The organism is Arthrobacter sp. TE26545, assembly GCF_056279005.1.
In genome coordinates this window covers 1,714,645-1,732,217 of the sequence record NZ_JBWBQM010000001.1, presented here as the reverse complement: position 1 = coordinate 1,732,217, position 17,573 = coordinate 1,714,645, and the positions used below count along the sequence as shown (strand labels likewise).

Genomic DNA, 17,573 nt, shown 5'->3' with positions numbered 1-17,573 from the left:
GTACAGGGCTTGCACCCGATGGAAGCTATGAACTCTCGGGCTTGGCCCCGGGAAACTACAAACTGGAGTTCTACGGCTACGACGCTGGGGCATTGGACCAGTGGTATCAAAATGCGGTGTCTTCCGACGCGGCCACCACGATCACGCTTGCAGCCGGTCAGGCGCTCACAGGCATCAATGCAGCCCTCGTCAAGAGTGCCACCATCAGCGGAAAGGTCAGCGTATCCGCGGGCGTTGACCTAAGTAGCGTTGTTGCCGGTGTCTACTCCCCCGAGGGGAGCTACGTTCGAAGTGTGCTGCTCTCTGCCGATGGGAGCTATAAGGTCCTTGGCCTGGTCGCGGGCAGCTACAAAATCGCTTTTGGCGGTTCGAACGCGCTGACCCAGTGGTACAACAACGCCACCTCCTTCGAAACCGCTACAGCGATCACACTGACCGCCGGCCAGGACCTCACCGGCGTCAACGCCGCTCTCGTCAAGGGCGCGACCATCAGCGGCAAGATCACCGCACCAGCAGGCGTCAACCTCAGCGAGGTGACCGTCAATGCGCGAACAGCAAGCAACAACCTATGGGCTGGAAGCGCGCCCGCAGAACCTGACGGCACCTACACGATCGCAGGCCTTCCCGCCGGCAGTTACAAACTCAACTTCAATGGCTACGGCTCAGGCGCCCTGGACCAGTGGTACAACAACGCCGCCTCCTTCGAAACTGCAACCCCCGTCACCTTGGCTGCCGGCCAGGACCTCGCCGGCGTCAACGCCGCCCTCCTCAAAGCAGCGACCATCAGCGGCAAAATCAGCGCACCGGTGGGCGTAAACCTCGATCAAGTAGCGGTCCTTGCATATCCAAGCAATAGCAACAGTTGGACCGGATACGGGGAAGTTGCCGCGGACGGCAGCTACAAGATCCCGGACCTCCCCTCCGGTAACTACAAGCTCGAATTCAGAGGATACGGATCCGGCGCGCTGGACCAGTGGTACAACAACAAAGCCACGTTCGACACTGCAACCCCCGTTGCTCTGGCTGTTGGCCAGGACCTCACCGGCATCAACGCCATCCTCATCAAGGGTGCAACCGTCTCCGGAAAAGTCACCGTGCCCCTGGGTGTGGACGCCAGCCAGGTTCAGATCCAAGCAGTAACGAGCGACAAACAGTGGGCCGACAACAGTGGGCTCGCTCCCGACGGCACCTACAGGCTCCAAGGCCTCCCGGCCGGCAGCTACAAACTACACTTCAGCGGTTGGAACACCGGTGCGCTGGACCAGTGGTACAACAACGCCACCTCCTTCGAAACCGCCAACCCCGTCGCGCTGACCACCGGCCAGGACCTCACCGGCATCAACGCCACCCTCATCAAAGGTGCAACCATCAGCGGCAAGATCACCGCGCCGGCCGGTGTTAACCTCGACGAGAGCATTGTCAGAATATTCAAGAGCGATTCCTCCAACGAAGCAGCGTTCACGGCCTCCGTGTCCGCCGACGGAAACTACCGGGCTGTTGGGATCCCGTCAGGTAGCTACAAAGTCTTGTTCGACGGAGCATCCAGCGGGGCCACCGACCAATGGTTCGGTGGAACATCCTTCGGCACAGCCTCCGTGCTGAGTCTGGCTACCGGCTCTGACCGTACCGGAATCAACTTCTCCCTCCAGGCGGGGGGCACGATTTCCGGAAAGATCGCCGGAGTCCGGGCTTACTACCCGGTCAGTGTCCTCGACTCCTCGGGAGCAGTGGTCCGCAACTCCTATTCGAGCAGCGATGGGAGCTACAGCATCAAGGGACTTACCTCCGGCACGTACAAGGTCGCATTCAACCGTTCAAGCGGGTTCTCGACAGAGGAAGCGCAGTATTACCAGAACAAGCCGGAATCGGCAGGGCCGGCACAGGCCTCCGGCGTCCAGGTCACGGTCGGCCAGACCACCCCGAACATCGGCGCAGCCCTCGGGACGGGAGCGAAGATCAGCGGAACGGTTCTGGACAAGCTTGGTAAGCCGCTGCCTGACGCCTTGGTTCAGGCATACACGCTAGACGGCTCACTCGTGACCCGCTCGACCAACACAGACGCTTCCGGTAAGTACACCGTCTCCGGTGCGACCACGGGCAAGTACATCGTCAAAGTCACGCCTTACGGGACCACGTTGGGGAACCTGTACTCAGGGAACGGGAACTCTGAAGCCGGCGCGAGCCTGGTTGCTACCAGCTCCGGCAGCACGACGACCCTGAATCTGTCTTATGCAGCTGGTGCCACGTTGACGGCTCCGGTGCCGACGATCACTGGTACCGCGAAGGTCGGACTCACCCTCACGGCGAACCCGGGCACCTGGGGGCCGGCCCCGGTCACCTTGGCCTACCAGTGGAAAGCCAACGGCACCGCCATTACCGGAGCCACCGCCTCCACCTACAAGGCCGCCCCAGCGGACCTGGGCAAAACCATCACCGTGACCGTCACCGGAACCAAAACCGGCTACGCCACCACGGCCAGGACCTCCGCCGCCACCGCAGCGGTCGTTGCCGGAACACTCACCACCGCCGTGCCGACCATCACCGGCACACCCGCGGTCGGCCAAACCCTTACCGCCAACCCCGGCACCTGGGGACCAGCCCCGGTCAACCTCTACTACCAGTGGAAAGCCAACGGCACCGCCATCAGCGGGGCCACGACCAACAGCTACAAACCCGTCAGCGCCGACATCGGCAAAACGCTCACCGTCACGGTCACCGGACGCAAGACCGGCTACACCGTCGCCGCCAAAACCTCCACCGCCACCACAGCAGTGAAGGCCACTGTCCCGGCGTTGACGGCTCCGGTGCCGACGATCACTGGTACCGCGAAGGTCGGACTCACCCTCACGGCGAACCCGGGCACCTGGGGGCCGGCCCCGGTCACCTTGGCCTACCAGTGGAAAGCCAACGGCACCGCCATTACCGGAGCCACCGCCTCCACCTACAAGGCCGCCCCAGCGGACCTGGGCAAAACCATCACCGTGACCGTCACCGGAACCAAAACCGGCTACGCCACCACGGCCAGGACCTCCGCCGCCACCGCAGCGGTCGTTGCCGGAACACTCACCACCGCCGTGCCGACCATCACCGGCACACCCGCGGTCGGCCAAACCCTTACCGCCAACCCCGGCACCTGGGGACCAGCCCCGGTCAACCTCTACTACCAGTGGAAAGCCAACGGCACCGCCATCAGCGGGGCCACGACCAACAGCTACAAACCCGTCAGCGCCGACATCGGCAAAACGCTCACCGTCACGGTCACCGGACGCAAGACCGGCTACACCGTCGCCGCCAAAACCTCCACCGCCACCACAGCAGTGAAGTAGAGGCCGGCTAAGGGCAGTGCCTGTCAGAAGAGAAACTGAGAGGCACTGCCCCTTGCCTCTAAGAGACGATCAGATCCACGCCCCACCAAGGCTCCGGGCGATCAAGAGTCTGTGGGTTCGCGGAGGCGGTCAACGCAAGGATGCCTGCGCTGCGCTCGACGCCGATGACCGGTTCCACAGTGTCCCCATGGCCGCGGCAGACAATCCCCTGCTGGGACGCATTGTCGATCAGCTCCATCCGCAGATCCACCGGCTCCTCTACCGCAGGTTCTCTACGCTCTACGGCGGAGAAAATACCATCGACCACCACGCCGAACGGGTCCGGATCCTGGCATCGGGTGATGCGGACGCCGCAGCCGAGCGATCTGCTGCACACTGGGTGCAACTCGTTCGGATGAAAAAGATCCGGTCCCAAGCGGGACCGGATCTTTTGCGTTCTTCGGTTCTGCTACACCGGAACCGAGTGCATCGACGTCCCTTCCCGTCCGCTGGCGAGCCTCTCACTGTTCATTGCCCGCCCGAAGGCCTTTCAGGATGCTCATACGTTCTCTCCGTTGTTCTTCAGCGCGCTGTACACCTCGTCCGTGACGGGCTCGAGCCATTCATTACTGACGTCCTCGCCAGGGGTGATGAAGGCAATGTGGGAGAACCACGAGTCGGACTTCGCACCATGCCAATGCTTCGTGCCTGCCGGCACCCGGATCACCGTTCCTGGCTCCAAGCTGACGGGGCCTTCGCCCTCGGCCTGGTACCAGCCGCTGCCCGCAGTGCACATCAGGATCTGGTCGCCTCCACCGTCTGTGCCGTGGTGGACGTGCCAGTTGTTGCGGCAGCCCGGCTCGAAAGAGACGTTGCTGACCGGCACACTTCCCGAGGCGAGCGGGGCCAGGTAGCTCTGGCCGGTGAAGTACTTGACGTAGGCGTCGTTCTTCTCTCCGCGCGGGAAGATCTGGTCGAATTCGTTGCCCGTCATTGTGCTTTCCTTCTTTTGCGACTAGCGGTTGACATAGGTCATATGCTCGGCGTTGTAGCGGTCTCCGCGTACGCCGAAGCGCTGGGCAAGGCTGTCGAGATCGGCGCGCTCGTCCGCGGAGAGTGTGAGCTGAGCGGCAGCCGCGTTCTCCCGGATGCGCTCGGCGCGTCGGGTGCCGGGGATCGGCACGATCCACGGCTGCTGCGCGAGCAACCAGGCCAGCGCGATCTGGCCCGGCGTCGCGCCCTTCGCCTCGGCCAGGGCCTTCACGTGGTCGACGAGCCTCTGGTTCGCGGCGAGGTTCTCCGCCTCGAACCGCGGGACACGGTTGCGGATGTCGCCGTCGGTAAAAGTCGTCCCCGAGTTGACCGTGCCGGTGAGGAATCCCTTGCCGAGCGGACTGAACGGCACGAATCCGATGCCGAGCTCCGCCAGGACCGGCAGCACCTCCGCCTCGGGATCCCGTGTCCAAAGCGAATACTCGCTCTGGACCGCGGCGACCGGCTGCACGGCGTGAGCGCGGCGGATCGTGGTGGCGGAAGCCTCGGAGAGGCCGAAATGCTTCACCTTGCCCTCGGCGATGAGTTCGCCGACAGCGCCGGCGACATCCTCAATATGAACCTCGGGGTCGACGCGGTGCTGATAGAACAAGTCGATCACGTCCGTTCGCAAGCGGCGCAGGGACTCATCTGCGACGCGGCGGATCTGCTCGGGCCGGCTGTCAAGGCCGACCATCCTGCCGTCCCGGATGTCCCAGCCGAACTTGGTGGCGATCACGACCTGATCGCGGATCGGCTCGAGTGCCTCACCGACGAGCTCCTCGTTGACATACGGCCCGTAGACCTCGGCCGTGTCGAAAAGCGTCACGCCCTCGGCGACGGCCGAGCGCAGCACGGCGATCATCTCATCGCGGTCGCCGGGGTTGGGTCCGTAGCTCTGGGACATGCCCATTGCGCCGAGCCCGATCGCGGAGACCTCGAGGCCCTGGCCAAGTGTTCTGGTGTGCATGATCAGTCCTTCGTAGTGGTGGTGTCGTCGAGCACGGGGCGCGGCGGCGCCGTCGCGGTGGCCGCGAGGCTCGCCAGCAGCTGCAGCCGTTGCTCGCTCGGCGAGCCGGGTTCGGCTGTGTAGATGAGGAACGAAAGCCCCGGCTCGGCAGTCAGCTCCAATCCCTCGTACGTAAGGGTGAGGTCGCCGACCTCGTGGTGGTGAAAACCTTTCGTGCCCGAGCCGTGGCGGCGGACGTTGTGCGCACCCCACCGTGTGCGGAACGCATCGCTGCAGGTGGAGAGTTCGCCGACAAGGTCATGCAACTGCTTATCACGAGGATCATGGCCAGCCTCCGTGCGCAGGATCGCCACGGTGACGTCGGCGGCCGCCTCCCAGTCCGGGTAGAACGTCTTGGCGCGCTCGTCCAGGAAGCAGTACCGGGCGAGGTTTCCCTGCCCGGGCCCGTCGAAGACCTCATCATAGAAGGCGCGACCTAGGGCGTTGGTCGCCAAGATGTCCATCTGTCCGTTGCGTACGAACGCCGGGCCGTTCACGATGACCTCCAGCGCACGGGTCAGACTATCCCTCGCCACCCACGTCTTCGGCTTGCGCCGCCGCACGGGCTGCGCACCCCCGTTTGCCGCCCGCGCGAGATCAAAAAGGTGCTCGCGCTCGGCATCGTCCATTTGTAGGGCGCGGGCGACGGACTCCAGCACAGAGTCGGAGACCCCGACGAGGTTGCCTCGCTCGATCTTGGCGTAGTACTCCGGGCTCACGTCCGCGAGCATCGCGACCTCGCCCCGCCTCAAGCCCGTCACGCGACGGTGCCCCGAGACGGCTAGCCCAGCCTGCTCGGGGCTGATGTTCGCCCGACGGGACATGAGGAATTCCCGTGCTTCGTCCCTGGTATTCATGCAGACAACGCTATTTCGGCCACTGTCTCGGAGGGAGTCCCCACTGGTACACCCTTCGCTGGAGACTCCCTTCGTCGCCACCGTGGCGATGGAATATGGGCATCCGGGCAACTACAACGAAGGTGAAATATTGTGAGCAAAGAAGAGCAGAGCGCCGGGTGGAGCGGCGGGAAGAACGCCTTCGGCGACTTCGCCCCTGGATTAGTCCATTACACCGACAAAGTCCTCTTCGATGAGGTCTGGGAACGCGAGGATCTGTCCAAGCGCGATCGCAGCCTGATCACCGTCGCTGCGCTGGCTTCCCTGGGCAAGATGGACCAGCTGAAATTCCACCTCGGTTTCGCCCGCCAGAACGGCGTCACCGACGAGGAGCTCAAGGAAACCCTGCTGCACTTGTCCTTCTACGCCGGCTGGCCCAACGGGATGGGAGCGACGACCGTACTGAAGAACGTCATCAAAGACGCCTGACACCGGGATCCATTGCGGTCCATCGGCGCACTAGGGCTCGAGCGACACCACTGACCATTCCATTCCATGCTCCGGCAAGTACGTTTCAGACGAGGTCACAGAGCCCTCCAACCTGTGGCGGCGCTTGCTGCTGACTCTGCTTCGAATCGTGTCAAACGAGCCTCGCCGCTCAGATTCCAGGCCTCCGTCGCAAATCTGTGCATGCCCGGCGTGGAGCCTTTCATGTGGGCAGTCAGCTCGGACAAAGCTTGGTTACGGCGCGCAGGAATCAACACTTGAGGCCCGGATCGCGCTTGCTCCAGCCGGACAACTTCCGGGAAATGGTTGAACGCCAGGCGCTGCCATCGTCGGAGGCTCTGTTCTACCAGCCTCGCCTGACAGTCACCCTTGACAATAAATTGAGTTAAGTCATAATTGAGTTGACTCATTTATTGTAGGGAAGGAACACCACGCCATGCGAGCGTTCGTCATCACCAAGTACAAGGAGCCGCTGCGCGAAGCGGAGGTCGCTGAGCCGACGGTCGGGGACCGCGATGTGCTCGTGCAGGTTCAGGCAGCAGGCTTGAACCAGTTGGACGAGAAGATCCGGTTGGGTGAGTTCAAGCAGATCCTCCCCTACAAGCTCCAGCTGATCCTCGGCAACGACGTCGCCGGCACCGTCATCCGTGTCGGGGCAAACGTGCGCGGATTCAAGCCCGGCGACGAGGTCTACGCCCGCCCCGACAAAGACCGCATCGGCACGTTCGCCGAGCGCATCGCCGTCGCCGAGGAAGACATTGCACTGAAACCCGCATCGGCCACCATGGAGGAGGCCGGCTCGCTGCCGCTGGTGGCGCTTACCGCATGGCAGGCCCTCGTGGAGCAGGGCAACGTGAGCCCCGGGCAGAAGGTTCTCATTCACGCCGGTGCCGGCGGGGTCGGCTCAATCGCCATCCAGCTCGCCAAGCACCTCGGTGCGACCGTTGCAACCACCACGAGCAGCTCCAACGCCAGCTTCGTTCGCGACCTCGGGGCAGACATCGTGGTCGACTATCGCACCCAGGACTTTGAGCAGCTCCTGAGCGGATACGACCTGGTGCTGGACAGCCTCGGCGGGCAGAACCTCCAGAAGTCACTGCGCATCCTCAAGCCCGGCGGTAAAGCGATTGGGATCTCCGGCCCACCTGATCCGGCGTTCGCACGCAATGCCGGCCTGAACCCTGTGCTGCGCCTTGCGATCAACGGGCTAAGCAGCAGGATCCGCAGGCAGGCGAAGAAGCTTGGCGTCAGCTACGAGTTCCTCTTTATGCGTGCCAGCGGCAACCAGCTGCGCCAGATCAGTGCCCTGGTCGACGACGGCGTGCTGCGCCCGATCGTGGGTAAAGTCTTCGACTTCGCCCAGACCCCCCAAGCGCTGCAATCCCTCGCCAAGGGCGGCATCCGCGGCAAAGCAGTCGTCACTCTCGCCGGATGACCCGCGCCGACCACTAATCTCACAGAACCATCCAGGAGAACAACCCTCATGAGCAACACCGACACCTCGAACGAACCCCTCGTCACCTCGTATACGAAAGCACCGGCCCGCGCCATCACCACCGGTGGCGTCACCTACGCGTATCGGGAGCTGGGACCCGTGGGAGGGATCCCCGTGGTGTTCTTCGTGCACCTCGCTGCCACCATGGATAATTGGGATCCCCGAATCATCGATCCCGTCGCGAAGAACCGTCACGTCATCACCTTCGACCAACCCGGCGTCGGTGCCTCCACCGGGCAGGTGCCCGACAGCATCGAGACGATGGCCGACGATGCCTACACCTTCATCCAGGCCCTCGGATTCGACAAAATCGACGTCTTCTCCTTCTCAATGGGCGGCATGATCGCCCAGGACCTGGCCCTCAAGCATCCCGGCCTTGTCCGCAAGCTCGTGCTGACCGGCACCGGCCCGCGCGGCGGCAAAGACATCGACAAGGTTGTCGGCACCACGTACCGGGACATCCTCCGCGCAACCCTCACACGATCGGACCCCAAGGAATTCCTGTTCTTCAACCGCAGCGCTACCGGCAAGCCTGCCGCGAAGGCGTTCATCAAGCGCCTTCAGGAGCGCACCATCGACCGCGACAAACCGATCAGCACCAAGGCGTTCCAAACTCAGCTGAAAGCAATCCGGAAGTTCGGCCGCTCCGCACCGTCGGACCTGTCAAAGCTCACCCAGCCCACCCTCATCGCAAACGGCGACAACGACCGCATGGTGCCATCGGTCCTCTCCGAGGACCTGCACCGGCGCATCAAAGGATCCAAGCTGATCATCTACCCCGACGCCGGCCACGGCGGCATCTTCCAATTCCACGCCAAGTTCGCCCCCGCCGTCGTCGATTTTCTCGCCAACTGACCATCGCTCGACGATAAGAAGCCGCTCTGGGCGCCGGTCTCGTTATACTCATAACTGAGTCCAGTCAGTTACGTTCAGAGGAACCCTCATGCCTGTAGCGTCCCAGCCGCTCGGACGGCGCGAGCGAAATAAGCAGCTGAAGCTCGATCGCATCACTGCCGCAGCCAGCGAGCTGTTTGCCGAACACGGAGTCGAAGATGTCACGACGCAGCAGATCGCCGACAAAGCCGACATCGGCACCGGGACCCTGTTCCTCTACGCCAAAACCAAGGGAGAACTCCTCCTCCTCGTGCAGAACGCCCACTACGCCGAAGCGCTCGAACGGGGTCGGACTGACGCTGAAACCATCCCGGATGCACTGGATGCGGTGATGTCCATCGTGCGGCCGATCGTGGAATGCAACCGCATCCAGGTCGACAACGGGCGCACTTACCTGCGGGAGATGGTCTTCGGGGACCCGACAGAGCCGCAGCACAGCGTGGCCATTTCCATCGTCGCGCAGACTGAGGAAGCCATCACCGGCATCTTGGGCCGGGAGGAGTTGACCGGACCCGGTGATGCCGCAACCACGGCACGCATTGTCTCGGCAATCATGTTCCTCAGCATGGCGGCAAGCGTGAACGCTGCCTTAAGTACCGAGGCGATCGTGCAGGACATCAGGACTCAAATCAGCCTGCTGATGCTCCGCTGACGCCTCCGGCAAGAACTTCGATGGAACGCCGCCTAGCGGGCCGGGACCGATCGTCGGTTCATCTATGAAGCGATCTGGGTATGGGAGGTCATACGTAGTTTGGCCAGAATGCTCTTGACATGTCCTTCGACGGTCCTCGTTGACAGGACCAGTCCAGGTCCGGCGTAGTCAAAGTCGGTGAGCCCAGCGCGCGTGGTCCGAGATGATGGACCGGCACCCCGAGTACGATGACGCCACGCCCAGTGTCGTCGAACATGCAGCCGCACAATGCAACGTGCACGGTCCGGTAAGCCACCTCTTGCCGAGTCACATAAGGGCGGGGAGGGGCTCGAGGACGAGCGCCTCCTTGGCGGCAAGTCAGCCGCAGTTCCATGCACACTCGGTTAAGGTCAAGCGTGCTTCGCCGACGACGCCCCGGACAACGGGCTCGGAACCGGCGGTCCCTCACGAATGGCTGGGCGAGCCCGTCTCCGACTATCCCCACTTCGACCCGCCGGGGGTCAGCGGGCAGGTCCTCGCCGAGTCAATGGCGACCGGCGCGGTCCTCCGGTAGGAGGATCAGTGGGACGTCGCCGGAAGCGTCGCGGATCCCAGATATATCTGATTGCAATCTTTGATATATCAATTCTATGATAGGTCGGGATCCGCTGGAGGATCGATTGTTGACTCAATGAGGAGTAAGCCAGATGCACCGACTCGCGCACCATCTCGAACGGCCGGGCAGTGAACTCCTTCAGCTTGGCGCCGACCGAGGCGCTCGGAAAACTCAAAGCAACCGCGGTTTCCTGCCATCTTGGCGACATCAACATTTCGACGGCACCGCAAATTGTCGAGGCTATAAGCAAGACGACCGCCGACTGTTACACAGGCTACTGCCCCGGCCGTGAAGTTCCGCAACGGCCTGAGGCCCTGGCCGAGGAGCTTGGAATAGGCCCCGCCGGGTCTGCCGCAGGTCCATGAAGCGGCGCAACGCGGACGGAGCATGTCCTCATCACACTGCGTGAGGGACACCGTACAGCAACCATATCCGGCAGCACCACTCGACCAGCGGTCTGGGTGAAGCAATGCAGCAGATCCTGTTCAACCGCATCGCAGAAGCATCGAATCGGTCGCGCATCGAGCGGGCATAGCAGATGCAGTATTTCGCAGGCACCACGTCCTAGAGAGAGAAAATAATGACGCGTATAGGCATTGTGGCCGAGCTAGGTCACGAAACGAGGGTGGCGGCAACGCCTGCCACCGTGAAGCAGTTGTTGGGTTTGGGCTACGACGTTGTAGTCGAAAAGGGCGCCGGTGAATCTGCGTCCTTCCGGGACGAAGAATATGCTGCGGCGGGCGCTTGGATCGTAGGTGCTGACGATGCGTGGGGCAGCGACGTGGTGCTCAGGATCAATCCGCCCACCGAGAACGAAATCAACCGCCTCGCAGATGGTGCCACTCTCATCGGTATGTTGAGCCCTGGGTTGCGGCCGGAGCTGGTAGAGGCCTTGGCCGCCCGGCCCATCACCGCTCTTGCGTTGGATGCCGTACCCCGTATCTCCCGAGCGCAGTCAATGGACGTCCTTAGTTCAATGGCAAACATCGCGGGTTACCGGGCTGTCATCGAAGCAGCGCACGAGTTCGGCAGGTTTTTCACCGGACAGGTCACCGCGGCGGGCAAGGTCCCGCCGGCGAAAGTCCTCGTCGCTGGCGCGGGCGTCGCCGGCCTGGCGGCGATCGGAGCGGCGAGCAGCCTCGGCGCAATCGTGCGGGCTACTGATCCGCGGCCGGAGGTTGCGGATCAGGTGAAGTCCATCGGCGGGACCTACCTCAAGGTTGAGGTAGAGGAGGAAATGAAGTCCTCCGACGGGTACGCGAAAGCAACGTCGGAGGCATATAACCGGCGCGCGGCGGAAATCTACACCGAGCAGGCCCGTGACGTTGACATCATCATCACCACGGCCCTGATCCCGGGCCGTCCCGCACCGAAACTCCTCACGGCCAACGACGTAGCCGCAATGAAACCCGGCAGCGTGATCGTGGATATGGCGGCCGGGCAGGGCGGCAATGTGGAAGGCTCCGTGGCAGGGGAACGCATCGTTACGGAAAACGGTGTCGTCATCCTCGGCTACACGGATCTCCCGGCCCGGCTTCCGGCCCAGGCATCCCAGCTGTACGGGACCAACCTCCTGAACCTCCTCAAGCTCCTCACCAAGGACAAAGACGGCCAGCTCACCATCGATTTCGATGACGTGGTTCAGCGCTCCGTGACCGTGGTGCGTGACGGTGAAAAAACCTGGCCGCCGCCCCCCGTCCAAGTCTCCGCAGCACCCGCCGCGCACGCGGACGCTGCACGCGCAGGAGAGAGCCCTGCCGGTGAAGCAGCGAAGAAGACGGGACTTAGCCCCGCCGGTAAAGCCGGTCTTGTCGCTGCAGGAATTGCAGTCCTCTTCGGGATCAACGCAGTGGCCCCGGCTCCCCTGCCCCAGCACTTTACCGTTCTGCTGCTCTCCATCGTCGTGGGGTTCTACGTCATTGGCAAGGTCCACCACGCCCTGCACACTCCCCTGATGTCCGTCACCAACGCAATCTCCGGGATCATCGTCGTTGGCGCGTTGCTGCAAATCACCTCGGAAAGCCTCATTGTGCAGGCCCTCTCCGCTGTCGCCGTCCTGCTTGCCAGCATCAACATCTTCGGCGGCTTCGCCGTCACCCGGCGCATGCTCGCAATGTTCTCCAAGGGAAATAAGGCGCAGGGATGAGCACCGTACGCGAAGCAACAGGAATTCTCACAAGGAGCACCACAGTGACCGACACCGCCTCCGGTCTATTGACCGCAGAATCCGTGGCCGGAGCAGCGTACATCGTTGCGGCCCTCATGTTCATCCTCAGCCTTGCCGGTCTTAGCAGGCACGAAAAAGCACGCGCAGGGGTCATCTACGGCATTTTCGGAATGACAATTGCCCTGGCAGCCACCATTTGGCTAACCCTCCAGGATGCCTGGGGCTCAGGCCACGGCCTCGTGGGTCTAATCCTGCTCCTTATCGCGGTCCTGATAGGCGCGGCTATCGGCCTGTGGCGGGCCCAGGCAGTCCAAATGACCGGAATGCCCGAACTCATCGCCCTGCTACACAGCTTCGTCGGCCTCGCCGCAGTGCTGGTCGGGTGGAACGGACACCTGGAAGCTCCCGAACTACCCGAAGCCCTCCAAGGCATCCACCACGCAGAAGTGTTCATCGGGGTCTTCATCGGAGCCGTCACCTTCACAGGCTCAATCGTCGCGTACCTGAAACTCTCCGCCCGGATGAAGTCGTCACCGCTGACCTTGCCGGGCAAGAACGTCATCAACCTCGGCTCCCTGGCCGCCTTCGTCGCCCTGACCATCTGGTACGTCAACGACACCCAGCTGTGGCTGCTGATCGTTGTCACCCTCCTCGCCCTGGGGCTTGGCTGGCACCTCGTCGCCTCCATTGGTGGCGGCGACATGCCCGTCGTCGTCTCCATGCTCAACAGCTACTCCGGCTGGGCAGCAGCCGCCGCAGGATTCCTGCTCAATAACGATCTGCTGATCATCACCGGCGCGCTAGTTGGCTCCTCCGGCGCCTACCTGTCCTACATCATGTGCAAAGCTATGAACCGGTCCTTCCTCTCCGTGATCGCCGGCGGCTTCGGCATCGAAGCCCCCAAAACCGGAGACACCGACTACGGCGAGCACCGTGAAATCTCTGCCCAGGCAACAGCGGAGCTACTCAGCAATGCATCCAGCGTCGTCATCACCCCCGGCTACGGCATGGCCGTGGCACAGGCCCAATATCCTGTCGCGGAACTCGCTCATCAGCTCCGAGAGAAGGGCGTGGACGTCAAGTTCGGCATCCACCCGGTCGCCGGTCGCCTGCCCGGACACATGAACGTCCTCCTCGCCGAAGCCAAAGTCCCCTACGACATTGTCTTGGAAATGGACGAAATCAACGACGACCTCAACGAAACCACAGTCGTCCTCGTCATCGGAGCCAACGACACCGTCAACCCTGCAGCAGCAGAAGACCCCGGCAGCCCCATCGCCGGAATGCCTGTCCTCCGCGTCTGGGAGGCCGAGAACGTCGTCGTCTTCAAACGCTCCATGGCCGCAGGCTACGCGGGCGTCCAAAACCCCCTCTTCTACCGGGAAAACTCCCAAATGCTCTTCGGCGACGCCAAACAGCGCGTCGAAGACATCCTCCGCGCCTTCTGACCGAACGCACCTTCCAAGATGAGGAGAGACCATGCCCAGAAATCGAGTAGCATCCCCAAGCCTGGTTCTGACAGCACTTCCTCCGCGTATGCCAAATGAGATCATGGGCGGCGAGGAAGGACCCTATGCGCAAGCCTTTGGCATCGACGACTACTTTGCATCCCCTTGGATAGGCCTTCACTACAGACACGAGTTCTTACTGCACTGCAATCACGAATTATTGGAATATCAAAATCCGAAGGATTAGGCGAGAAGCTGCGCCCATACCCGTCACTCCAGGAGCAGCGAACTAGTACTACAGCCTTGTTTACGGGGTGGAAACGCGTGCTTTGTAATGACTGGATCGGGTGCGGTGTCGGAGCTTAGCGGCGGGCCAGCAGCCAGTGTTCTCCGGCTTCGGTGGGTCCGTTGATGCGGGTCCGTGACCAGAGTGCCGGCGGTCATGCTTGGTGCTGACCCCGGCAGTGCGGGTTCGCGAAACGTTGGCGCGCAGGGAAGCGATGAGTTTTTCTGCGCGCCACTGTTCGCCGATCCCGATGGCGGGGGCGAAGATGTTTTGATTCGTGGACACGGCCCGCACGTAGTGCAATCCTCTGGCTTCCAGACGGCGGCGCAGCCCCGGGTGCTGCCCGTAGACCGCCCCGTCCTTCATCGCGGCCTCCCGTTCCACCGACGCCTGGACCGGCAACCCCTACGGCCGGGTCCTGCACTTCGGCACCCGCGAGCACGCCGCCGCGTCGATCGTGAACGGCATCTCCCTGCACGGACGCACCCGCGCGTTCTCGGGCCCCTTCCTGATCTTCTCCGACTACCAGCGCCCCGCGATCCGCCCCGGCGCGCTGATGGGCGTGCCCTCGCATGGTTCAAGAAGCAGGACCCGTCCTACCGCGAAACCATCCTCCCGGCAGCCGTGACGGCCCGCGTCTCCGTCAGCGCCTCTTCAGCGAGTTCGGCATCACCGCCGAAGCCGCCACCGCGGCAGCCAAAGACTCCCTCGCGGGCCTCTCGGCCTGACCACATTTCACCGATCAGGCCGTTACTCGCAATGACCATGGGGAGGAATAAGACCACAGAACCCGCCATCAACCCAAAAGGCGAGGCACCCGCCAACGAAAAAAGGCCCCGAAGGGGCCCCTTCCGTGAAAATTCTGTCCACACTCAGCGGCCAACAGGCCCCTGCCTGCGGAAACACTGTGCCCGAGGTGGGACTCGAATTGCATTCGAGCCCCTGAGAATCCGCCACTCCCCCAAAAACATCCCCAATGCGGGCCAGTCCGGCCGATGTACGGCCCAGTCCGACAGACAAGGTGTGCACAATGTGCACACACCCTCGCTTTGACTCCGACGACCCCTCCGAAAGCAGGGCAACGTCGACCGCCGCAGCCGCTGCGATCCGAATATTTGGCGTCGAATAACGACGGACTTAGCCTTCGAACGAAAATCCTGGAACCAAGTGCATCGACTTGCCTCTCTCCGCCAATGATCCTCCCACCGTCCATTGCTGGTCTGGCAGTGCACGACATGACCAGCCCGGCCAGGCAAACCCATCCAGCAGAACTGAAGATTTCCTCCCACCGGGTATCTTTGCGGGCCTCGGAACTGTTGGTTTTTGACGGGAACACGGTCGTGGCCCGGCACCAGCGCATTGCCGCCAGGACCGGCCACTCGGTCCAGCTGGACCATTACCTGGAAGTCCTGAAAGCCAAACCCGGCGTGCTCCCGGGGTCGACTGCGTTGGCGCGGGCCCGGGAAACCGGTGTATTCACGTCCGCCCATGAGGCGTTCTGGGCCGCATCGCGGAAGGTCAACGGCGACGCGGACGGCACCCGTGAACTGATCGATGTGCTGCTCCTGCACCGATTCATGGACGCCGCCGACGTCGAAGCCGGAATCACCGCGGCCTTGGGCGTCGGTGCCGTAGGTGCTGATGTTGTCGCGGTTGAGGCCCGCCGTCACGCCGCGGAAAGCCTGGAGGGTGGGTCCATTTCAGACCGTCATCCCGGTGCGAAAGCGAAAGTTGTCGAGCACCGCGTTATCAGTCTTACCCAGCGCCGCCTGGCTGACCCTGCCGCGGTGATCGCCGGCCTGCCACCGGACAAGCGGCCCCTGCCCTCGGTGGCCGGCTATGACGAACTGCTCGCCAAACGCACCACCAACCCCGCCAGTGTTGTTTCTGCTGTTCCTGCGTCGAAGGAGAACATCTCATGAGCCCCACCCCACCCGCGACCACGATCACCCCGACCCTGCGCCGCCGACGCGGACTGACCGAACAAGCAGCCGTCGCCGCCGTGGACCAGGCCTGCAGACGCCTGCGACTGCCCGCCGTCCGGGCGGTCCTGGACGAGGCCCTGACCGTCGCAGGGAAGGAACAGCTCTCCTACCAGGGGTTCCTGGCCGAGCTGCTGCTGGCCGAATGTGATGACCAAGACCGCCGCTCCTCCATCCGCAGGGTCAAAGCCGCGAACTTCCCCCGGGACAAATGGCTCGGGGACTTCGATTTTGACGCGAATCCGAACATCAACCCGGCCACGATCCATACCCTCGCGACCGGGGACTGGATCCGCAAAGGCGCGCCCCTGTGCCTGATCGGAGACTCGGGCACCGGTAAGTCCCACCTGCTCATCGGGTTGGGGACCGCGGCCGCGGAGAAAGGCTTCCGGGTCAAATACACCCTCGCCACCCGGCTCGTGAACGAGTTGGTCGAAGCCGCTGATGAGAAAGTCCTGGCCAAAACCATCGCCCGTTACGGCCGGGTCGACCTGCTCTGCATCGACGAACTCGGCTACATGGAACTGGACCGCCGCGGCGCAGAACTCCTCTTCCAGGTCCTCACCGAACGCGAGGAAAAGAACTCCATCGCCATCGCCTCCAACGAATCCTTCTCCGGGTGGACGAAGACCTTCACCGACCCCAGGCTCTGCGCCGCGATCGTGGACCGGCTCACCTTCAACGGCACCATCATCGAAACCGGCACCGACTCCTACCGCCTCGCCCACACCCTCAACCAACAAACCGCATAACCGACAACGGTTCCCCGCCCGCGGCGAGGTACTTGGATCCGCCTCCAGTTTCCGAAACACCGGCAGACTTTCCATAGTGTTTGCCACCTCGATCACGGGGCAATTCTCGGATGGATATACCGCAGATTCGAAGGATCAAGAAGTCACATACAAAACCGGTCAACCTGCTTGTTTAATGTCGCTTCCTTCATTAGGTTCGTTCTCGTGCTGGCAGTCGCGTAGTCGGAGCCGGAACTCACTGTAGGAACCAACCATGGAGGAACATTGAGCAACACCGAAAACAGCGCTCGGGAACTCATCGAGTCGCTTTACGCTGAGGGCGTCGAGCTTGATGCGAACTGGGATTCGATTGATGACGAGACTCTCCAGAAGCTTCGGGAAGCCCACGCGAGTGGAGATGAAGCCCTTCAAAGCCTGCTTGCCAACCTGGCGTTCAACAAGTTCGAGAACGCGGATCAGGCTGAGCGCATTGCGGCGTCGATGGCCGGAATCAAGGCCGCGATCGTGGAACAGATCTTTGAGGAGTTCCCGACCACGTCGCTCGCCGATCTTAAGGCAGCCGCTGACAAAGCCGGATACGACATCGAAGTTCTTGTCTAAGCATTGATCCGGA

At 62.7% G+C, this 17,573-nt stretch carries 12 protein-coding genes and 3 pseudogenes; 12 read left to right on the top strand and 3 right to left on the bottom strand.

Annotated features, from left to right (window positions below):
• Window positions 1-41: 41 nt before the first annotated feature.
• Entirely contained in the window at window positions 42-3,326 is a 3,285-nt protein-coding gene (locus ACZ9CK_RS07715) for a beta strand repeat-containing protein (RefSeq protein WP_476049659.1), read from the top strand.
• Window positions 3,327-3,513: 187 nt separating this feature from the next.
• Window positions 3,514-3,645 (top strand): annotated as a pseudogene (locus ACZ9CK_RS07710) (hypothetical protein); the annotation flags it as partial.
• 219 nt (window positions 3,646-3,864) lie between these two features.
• Here the strand turns inward: ACZ9CK_RS07710 and ACZ9CK_RS07705 are convergent.
• Genes ACZ9CK_RS07705 through ACZ9CK_RS07695 form a run of 3 tightly spaced genes read right to left on the bottom strand, consistent with a single transcriptional unit; the run spans window position 3,865 to window position 6,203 of the window.
• On the bottom strand, window positions 3,865-4,299 hold the full coding sequence (locus ACZ9CK_RS07705) for a cupin domain-containing protein (RefSeq protein ID WP_476049658.1): 435 nt from the start codon (window positions 4,297-4,299) through the stop codon (window positions 3,865-3,867).
• Window positions 4,300-4,320: 21 nt separating this feature from the next.
• Window positions 4,321-5,307 (bottom strand): aldo/keto reductase, encoded by a 987-nt coding sequence (locus ACZ9CK_RS07700; RefSeq protein ID WP_426303218.1) that lies wholly within the window; start codon window positions 5,305-5,307, stop codon window positions 4,321-4,323.
• Between the two features lie 2 nt (window positions 5,308-5,309).
• Window positions 5,310-6,203, bottom strand: coding sequence for a helix-turn-helix transcriptional regulator (locus ACZ9CK_RS07695; protein ID WP_476049657.1), 894 nt, complete (start codon window positions 6,201-6,203; stop codon window positions 5,310-5,312).
• A gap of 132 nt (window positions 6,204-6,335) precedes the next feature.
• Here ACZ9CK_RS07695 and ACZ9CK_RS07690 point away from each other — a divergent pair, with 132 nt between their 5' ends.
• The 10 genes and pseudogenes from ACZ9CK_RS07690 (at window position 6,336) to ACZ9CK_RS07645 (ending at window position 17,560) form a co-directional block, all read left to right on the top strand.
• Complete coding sequence (locus ACZ9CK_RS07690; RefSeq protein WP_426303216.1) at window positions 6,336-6,671, top strand: carboxymuconolactone decarboxylase family protein; 336 nt, start codon at window positions 6,336-6,338, stop codon at window positions 6,669-6,671.
• A gap of 454 nt (window positions 6,672-7,125) precedes the next feature.
• A complete protein-coding gene (locus ACZ9CK_RS07685; RefSeq protein WP_476049656.1) occupies window positions 7,126-8,124 on the top strand; it encodes an NADP-dependent oxidoreductase in 999 nt (332 codons plus the stop codon).
• 48 nt (window positions 8,125-8,172) lie between these two features.
• Window positions 8,173-9,039 (top strand): alpha/beta fold hydrolase, encoded by an 867-nt coding sequence (locus tag ACZ9CK_RS07680; protein WP_476049655.1) that lies wholly within the window; start codon window positions 8,173-8,175, stop codon window positions 9,037-9,039.
• 88 nt (window positions 9,040-9,127) lie between these two features.
• The gene (locus ACZ9CK_RS07675) at window positions 9,128-9,730 is read left to right on the top strand and encodes a TetR/AcrR family transcriptional regulator (protein WP_476049654.1); all 603 of its coding nucleotides are present in this window, start codon (window positions 9,128-9,130) and stop codon (window positions 9,728-9,730) included.
• Between the two features lie 1,175 nt (window positions 9,731-10,905).
• Window positions 10,906-12,471: a Re/Si-specific NAD(P)(+) transhydrogenase subunit alpha gene (locus ACZ9CK_RS07670; RefSeq protein WP_426303211.1), complete on the top strand. Its 1,566-nt coding sequence runs from the start codon at window positions 10,906-10,908 to the stop codon at window positions 12,469-12,471.
• Window positions 12,468-13,940: a Re/Si-specific NAD(P)(+) transhydrogenase subunit beta gene (gene pntB / locus ACZ9CK_RS07665; protein WP_476049653.1), complete on the top strand. Its 1,473-nt coding sequence runs from the start codon at window positions 12,468-12,470 to the stop codon at window positions 13,938-13,940. The genes ACZ9CK_RS07670 and pntB overlap by 4 nt, the downstream gene beginning before the upstream one ends.
• Before the next feature lie 638 nt (window positions 13,941-14,578).
• Window positions 14,579-14,797 (top strand): annotated as a pseudogene (locus tag ACZ9CK_RS07660) (transketolase); the annotation flags it as partial.
• Between the two features lie 676 nt (window positions 14,798-15,473).
• Window positions 15,474-16,148, top strand: a pseudogene (locus ACZ9CK_RS07655) (IS21 family transposase); the annotation flags it as partial.
• On the top strand, window positions 16,145-16,960 hold the full coding sequence (istB, locus tag ACZ9CK_RS07650; RefSeq protein ID WP_426303209.1) for an IS21-like element helper ATPase IstB: 816 nt from the start codon (window positions 16,145-16,147) through the stop codon (window positions 16,958-16,960). The pseudogene ACZ9CK_RS07655 and the gene istB, both read left to right, overlap by 4 nt.
• A gap of 264 nt (window positions 16,961-17,224) precedes the next feature.
• The gene (locus tag ACZ9CK_RS07645; RefSeq protein ID WP_184737189.1) at window positions 17,225-17,560 is read left to right on the top strand and encodes a hypothetical protein; all 336 of its coding nucleotides are present in this window, start codon (window positions 17,225-17,227) and stop codon (window positions 17,558-17,560) included.
• The last annotated feature ends 13 nt before the right edge of the window (window positions 17,561-17,573 follow it).

Coding starts and splice junctions, on each gene's coding strand:
- ACZ9CK_RS07705 (WP_476049658.1), bottom strand. CDS start 4,299: ATGACGGGCAACGAATTCGACCAGATCTTCCCGCGCGGAGAGAAGAAC.
- ACZ9CK_RS07700 (WP_426303218.1), bottom strand. CDS start 5,307: ATGCACACCAGAACACTTGGCCAGGGCCTCGAGGTCTCCGCGATCGGG.
- ACZ9CK_RS07695 (WP_476049657.1), bottom strand. CDS start 6,203: ATGAATACCAGGGACGAAGCACGGGAATTCCTCATGTCCCGTCGGGCG.
- ACZ9CK_RS07685 (WP_476049656.1), top strand. CDS start 7,126: ATGCGAGCGTTCGTCATCACCAAGTACAAGGAGCCGCTGCGCGAAGCG.
- ACZ9CK_RS07680 (WP_476049655.1), top strand. CDS start 8,173: ATGAGCAACACCGACACCTCGAACGAACCCCTCGTCACCTCGTATACG.
- ACZ9CK_RS07675 (WP_476049654.1), top strand. CDS start 9,128: ATGCCTGTAGCGTCCCAGCCGCTCGGACGGCGCGAGCGAAATAAGCAG.
- ACZ9CK_RS07670 (WP_426303211.1), top strand. CDS start 10,906: ATGACGCGTATAGGCATTGTGGCCGAGCTAGGTCACGAAACGAGGGTG.
- pntB (WP_476049653.1), top strand. CDS start 12,468: ATGAGCACCGTACGCGAAGCAACAGGAATTCTCACAAGGAGCACCACA.
- istB (WP_426303209.1), top strand. CDS start 16,145: ATGAGCCCCACCCCACCCGCGACCACGATCACCCCGACCCTGCGCCGC.